Here is a 6,636-nt window from a genome sequence, read left to right on the forward strand (position 1 = left end):
TCCAGTAGGTAGAGGGGTACCACGCTGCTATCCTACGATATGGCTGTACGACAGTGCTCTGCGGCGGTATGCTGACCCGCAGGAAAACGGAGCTTTTCGGGCACAGGGAGCATGACGCGTTTGCTGGGGCAGCCAGGGCCGTTTGGTCCCGAACATAAGCGGTTGGTTTCCTTCCGTGGTGGCGGCTGCTTCAGCCCGCCTGGCGCCCTGCCGTCGATCTCGACTCGGGTAGGATGGCTGCGCGGGTGACATGAGCGCGAAGATGGCACTGCGGAGGTTCGCGCTCCGAACGGCTGCCGGGTATCGGGGGCGGGACCGGGCGGAGAGTTTCGCGCGTGATTTGATCGGGTGCTTCCCTGGGACCCTGGGCGCCCATCAGGGTGACGGCCCCGTTTTCTCCCACTCCTTCCCGATGGTCGACGCTGGCAAGCGATCCAAGCGGAGCGTGAGCGCCTACTGGCCGGCTCGGCGGGTAGTGGTGGACGTGGTTGAGCGCGACATGATGTTGGACACGGCCTGGAGCGAGCTACTCCGCGCCTGTCTTCAGATGGAGGCCGAGCCGCAGTACGTCGTGCTCACGAATCAGCGGGACCTGCGCCTTTACGATCTGGCCCGGGACCGGTCGCAGCCTCGGCTGAGCATCGCGCTCGACGAGATCCCCAAGTACAGCGAGGCCTTCCCGTTCTTCGAGGCCGATTGGGTTCCGGGCACCACGCCGAAGATCATCAACGTCGACAAGGTCAGCAAAGAAGTCGCTGAGCTCGTTGCCAAGGTGTACCGCGCGCTCAAGGCCAAGAACCCGGAACGCGGCGACGACGCGATCCGGTTCACGTTGCAGTGCATCGTCGCGATGTTCTCGGAGGACATCGGCCTCTTGCCCAAGGAGTACTTCACGACGCTCCTGTACCGGGCTGCCGAAGAGGGCAACGCGGAAGAGAAGCTCGGAGAGCTCTTTTGGGCGATGAGCTCTGACGAGGAGAACGTCACCGGAATCCCATTCTTCAACGGTGGCCTGTTTCGGGAGCCCGCAACGCTCAAGCTCGGCGAGGCCCCGCTGCGTGCCATTACCAAGGCCGCCGAGGCCAACTGGACCTTCGTCGATCCCCACATTTTCGGAAGCGTCTTCCAGGGCATCATGGACGACGACGAGCGTCACGCGAGCGGCGCCCATTACACTGCACGCGAAGACATCATGAGCGTGGTCGGGCCGACCATTGTTGAGCCCTGGCGCGAGCGGATTGCCTCCGCGAAGACGTTGAAGCAACTGAAGGAGATCCTCTCGGAACTTGGCAACTTCCGCGTGCTCGATCCCGCCTGCGGCAGCGGCAACTTCCTCTATGTCGCGTTTCGCGAGCTGTACAAGCTGGAAACCGAAGCTCTCTGCCGCGTTTACGAATTCGCTTCGGCGCAGAAGGGGAAGACCAAGGTCAGCTGGGCTTCCGCGATTCGAACGACCAACTTCTTCGGCATCGACGTCAATCCATTCGCCGTCGAGTTGGCAAAGACCACCCTGAACATCGCCAAGAAGATCGCATTCGAGGAGCGCAAGGCGACTGTCGTGGAGATGTTCGGACAGGGATTCTTGGAAGTTGATCCGTCGCTTCCACTCGACAACCTGGACGACAACATAGTCTGCAAGGACGCCTTGTTAATCGACTGGCCTCGGGCAGACGCGATCGTCGGGAACCCTCCGTTCCTCGGGATGCAAAAGATCCGCGAGGTACTGGGCTTCTCGTACGTCGAACGACTTCGAGAAGAGTTCCCTGGCGTAGCCGGAGATCTCTGCGTTTACTGGTTTCGGCGCGCGCACGAACACCTCACGGATGGAGGTCGAGCCGGATTGATTGGAACGAGTGGAATCCGAGTAGGGAAGGCCCGGGATGCTTCGGTAGGTTTTGTCGTGGCCAACGGAGGGTCAATCACCAACGCGGTTTCGACGAAAGCCTGGCCAGGCGACGCGGTGCTAAACGTCTCTGTTGTTAATTGGATTCGCGGAGAATCCTTTGGCAGAGCGAAGTTACAGATCCGCGGTGCCGTCCATCATGTCAGGCAGATTCATCCTCACCTCCAGCTGCACACGGACACCTCAGGTGCCTCGGTATTGCGTGCCAATCGCGACGGCACGTCACAGGGGGTTAACTTCGGAAGCCCCGGGTTTCAGATTGACGGTGCGCGCTTGAGCGCGGTCGACAAGGATGGGTGCGCCCGACCCGTCGCAACCGGGCGCGACATTTTGAGTGGAGCTGCCGCGACGCAACCGTCTCGCTGCGTCTGGCTTGCCTACGTTCCCACGCTCGACGCCGCGCGAACTCTATCAAGTGCAGGCGTGGCTCATCTTCGGGAGTGTGTCTTTCCAGCGCTCGAAGCACGAGCGAACGACCCCAAGGCTACGTCTCATTACACGCGCTGGCTCCGGAGATGGTGGCAGCCACGGGAACCTGCCAGCCAGTTCTTCCGAACGGCTTTGCAGGACTACAGACGACTCGCGGCCTGCGCGCGCGTCCAGGCACGCCCTATCTTCTTCATGGTCTCCACCCAGTTCGTTCCGAACGACTCGCTTCAGGTCTTTTCGGTCGACGACGATTACTCCTTCGGCGTAATCCAGTCATCGCTCCATTGGGCATGGACCAAGGCCAAGGGTGGTCGGCTCAAGAGCGACATTCGCTACACCTCGAAGGTATGGAAGACCTTCCCCTGGCCCCAGGAGCCTGCCCTGGCGGATGTCATCGCTGTCGGGCAAGCAGCCCAGCAATTCCGCGCAACGCGCGAGCGCCTGATGAGCGAGAATGGATGGTCCCTTCGTGAGCTCTATCGCTCCGCCGAGGTGGAGGGGCCGCACCCGCTGAAGACTGCTCAAGCTGAACTGGATGCGGCGGTGGAGGCGGCGTACGGCAAACCCGCGGACCAGGAGGGCACAGAATTTCTTCTCGAGATGAATATGGCGCTTGCCGAGGACGAAGCCGTCGGCGAGAAGATCCAGGGACCGGGCTTGCCCAAGGTGGAGGGTGCAGCTCTCGACTCAAAGGACCCGCGCTGGTTCAGTACCGACTGCATCGAGCCACCTCGACTTGAGGACGTCCTGGACGCGGAGCGGGCCCATGGCTGAGTCCGTCGCGGAGGTACCAGCACTGCGTGACCTGTGGGACGCCAACAAGAACGAGGAGTCAGCCACCGACGTGTTGGCCAAAAGCTACCGCACGGCCTGGTGGACCTGCCCATCAGGGCACTCATTTCAGCGGAAGCCGCGCATGATGATCCGGGATCCCTCCTGTCCAACGTGTGCGCTTGGCGGAACCAGCATCGCTGAAACACATCCAGCGCTCGTGAAGCTCTGGCACCCCACCCAGAACAACGGCGCCCCCTCCGACGTCAGCGCATCGTCCACGGCCTCTCGGTGGTGGGTCTGTGAGGGGGGGCACGCGTTCGAGCGCTCCCCGATTCAGATGGTGAGCGATTCGAGTTGCCCGCACTGCGCCCTTGCCGCGGGCTCTTTGGCGGCACGCTTCCCCGAGATCGCCGCGGAGTGGCACCCGCACAGGAACGGGGACGTCAAGTCCGAGCAGGTCGAGCCGGATCACAAGATGACCGCCTGGTGGCTCTGCTCCAAGGGGCATGAGTTTCAGGCGACCGTCCGATCCCGCACCCACAGCCACGGTCGCTGCCCACGCTGCTACGGAGCCTGGACACTCGATGGCATCCGGAGCTTCGTGCAGTCGCTGCTCGGCCACATCGACGTGCTCACGCCGAGCGAGATGTTTGCGCTGGCCATGCAGGCGGGAGCACTCCGGGGCGCTGCCTCGACGGCCTTCGTCAAGGCGCTGACCACGGGGCGATTTCCGAGCAAGGAACTGGAGAAGTTCGCCGAGGGCAAGCCCTCCTTGGTCGACGATTTCGCAGGCGACCGGGAGCTCACACTAGAGCTCGTGGAAGCCAAGACGGAGCGCGAAGTGGAGCTTCCGCCGGACGATCCCTTCGCGCTGCCCGCTGCGCCGGACAGCGATTACCAGCCCGACGATGGCGAGATCGATGTCTCGTCGACGATCGTCCCGCCCGCGCAGGAGATGGCCGAAGGCGCTGACCTGCCCGTCGTCCAAACCCGGGAGGCCTTAGCGGCCCTCGACAACCCGTTCATCGCCAATGCGGACGCGGAGACGGTGAAGTTCTTGCTGGACAGCGCCAAGGCGAAGCTCTGGCGCCATGCGTATCAGGATCCGCAAGCGGCCGAGCTCCAGGCCCGGGAGTTCGAGGGCGACGCCTACTCGACGATCGTGCGGGACCGGTTCCTCGCCGAGTTCGATACTGCCCAGTCCATGGAGCTACCGCAGGGGTACGCTTTCCGACCAACCCCGGAGAGAGAGGTATGCGAGCCGCACCTGATGCAACGCCACGTCGCCGCGAGCGTCGCCGACAAGAGGCGCTACGGCAACTGGTCGGGCATGGGCGCCGGAAAGACCCTAAGCGCGATTCTCTCCACCCGGCTCACCAACTCCGACCTCACGGTCATCTGCTGCCCCAACGCCGTGGTCTCGAACTGGGCGCGGGAGATCGACAACGCGTTTCCCGGCTGCCGGGTCCAGACCAAGACCTGGACTCCCGAGTGGCCAGACGCGATGTCGACCAAGCCGCGCTATTTGGTCATGAACTTCGAGCAATTCCAGCAGCCCGACTCCGAAGCGAAGCTGGTGGACTTCCTAGCACGCCATATCGTCGATTTCGTGGTCGTGGACGAGATTCACTTCACAAAACAACGCGACGAGAAACAGATGAGCCAACGCAAGCGGCTCGTGCAGGGCCTGATCCTCGAATCAGGCAAACGCAACGCGGACTTGTGCGTGCTCGGCATGTCCGGCACGCCGGTCATCAACACCCTCCAGGAAGGCCGGAGCCTGGTCGAGATGATCACGGGCCATCGCCACGATGAACTGGAGACGAAGGCGACGGTCCAGAACTGCATGCGACTCTACCAACGCTTGGTCACACTCGGCACGCGGTGGAAGCCGAACTACAGCACGCAGCTTGAGGAGACCAAGCCCGAGATCGACTGTATCGACCACCTGGAGGAGATTCGCCTCGTCGGGCGCGGCACGGTTCTCGACATGGAGAAGGTGCTGACGAAGGTCCGCATTCCGACCATCGTCAAGCATCTCAAGCCAGGCACTAAGACGCTCATCTACACGCACTACGTTGATGGCATCTCAGACCAGCTCTGGGATGCGGTGAAGGAGGCCGGCCTCCGGCCTGGACTCTTCACGGGGAAGAGCGATGACTCCGCTCTGGCGGAGTTCAAGAAGCCGAATGGTCAGGTCGATGTGCTTATCGCATCCAGTCGCGTGAGCACCGGCGTCGACGGCCTGCAGTACGTCTGTAACAAGCTCATCATCAACTCGCTCCCGTGGACGAACGCCGAGTACGAGCAGCTTCGAGCCCGGGTCTGGCGCCAGGGAAGCAAGTTCGAGAAGGTGCAGGTCGTCATCCCGGTCACGTTCGCCTACGTGAATGGCGAGCGGTGGTCCTACTGCGAGTCAAAACTGCACCGGCTCGAATACAAGAAGTCCATCGCGGACGCCGCCGTGGATGGTGTGGTGCCCGAGGGGAACCTCCGGACGCCCGCGCAAGCGCAGCAAGACATCATGGGCTGGCTCGAACGCCTGGAGACCGGCGCGATCGAGACCATCGAGCGCGGGCTCATCAAGATTCCCCTCTCGCGCGAGCCCGGCGAGGTCAAGCGCCGCACCCAGCGCTATGGCGACTTCTCCCGGATGAACAACCGCTGGTACGCCGCAGCGAGCGACAAGACCCATACCCGCCTCGAAGCCAACCCCGAAGAGTGGGCCCACTACCACACGATGTACCAAGAGCTCCGCGAGAAGTGGGAGGTCGTGCCATTTGAAGAGGAGATTCGCTGGCTAGAGAAGCGGGAGGGTCTCAACGTGGCGGATTTCGGCTGCGGCGAGGCGCTCATCGCGGCAGCCGTCGGCGACAAGCATGAAGTCGCCAGCTTCGACCATGTGGCGATCAACGAGAAGGTTCACGCGTGTGACATCGCCTCGGTTCCGCTTGACGACGAATCGGTTGACCTCGCGATCTTCTGCCTCTCATTGATGGGCGCCAACTTCACCGATTACATCCGCGAGGCGCATCGCGTCCTGCGGCTCGACGGCCAGCTCCACATCTGGGAACCGGCCAGCTACTTCGACGACCCGGAGGCGTTCGAGGCCGATCTGCGTCGCCTCGGCTTCCAGGTGCTCGACCCAAGGCAGGAGGGACTCTTCCTCAAGATCTACGCGTTCAAGGATGCGAGTAAGCCGGCGCCCGACGTCACGCTGCGCTTCCGCGGGCACAAGACTGGGGGCACCTCATGACCGTTCCGCAGTTCTACTACTTCATTGATCCCGTCCTCCGCGTTCTGGCCGACACCAAGGCGCCGATGCATCGTCGTGAGCTCGTCCAGGCGGCTATCGGGCGAATGGACCTGTCGGCGGAAGACCTTGCCGAGCTGGCCGGCTGGAAGGGATCGGGCCGCGGCATCACCAAGGCAAAAGACCGCGCCGGATGGGCCATCAGCTACGGGAACAAGGCCGGCTGGCTCAACAACGCTTCACGCGGCCAGTGGGAGATCACCCCTGAGGGCCGGGA

Annotated in this window: 3 protein-coding genes; all 3 read left to right on the top strand. The window is 62.8% G+C overall.

What is annotated here, in order from left to right; genetic code table 11:
• Nucleotides 1–262: 262 nt before the first annotated feature.
• Nucleotides 263–3,106 (top strand): N-6 DNA methylase, encoded by a 2,844-nt coding sequence (locus MJD61_01720; protein MCG8553996.1) that lies wholly within the window; start codon nt 263–265, stop codon nt 3,104–3,106.
• Entirely contained in the window at nt 3,099–6,362 is a 3,264-nt protein-coding gene (locus MJD61_01725; protein ID MCG8553997.1) for a methyltransferase domain-containing protein, read from the top strand. Before MJD61_01720 ends, MJD61_01725 begins: the two co-directional genes overlap by 8 nt.
• A partial coding sequence (locus MJD61_01730; protein ID MCG8553998.1) for a winged helix-turn-helix domain-containing protein occupies nt 6,359–6,636 on the top strand: 278 nt, incomplete at its 3' end. The genes MJD61_01725 and MJD61_01730, both read left to right, overlap by 4 nt.

This window comes from Pseudomonadota bacterium, assembly GCA_022361155.1.
GTDB lineage: Bacteria > Myxococcota_A > Polyangia > Polyangiales > JAKSBK01 > JAKSBK01.

Excerpts from the sequence above, each read along its gene's own strand:
- MJD61_01720 (MCG8553996.1), top strand. The coding sequence starts at position 263 with ATGGCACTGCGGAGGTTCGCGCTCCGAACGGCTGCCGGGTATCGGGGG.
- MJD61_01725 (MCG8553997.1), top strand. The coding sequence starts at position 3,099 with ATGGCTGAGTCCGTCGCGGAGGTACCAGCACTGCGTGACCTGTGGGAC.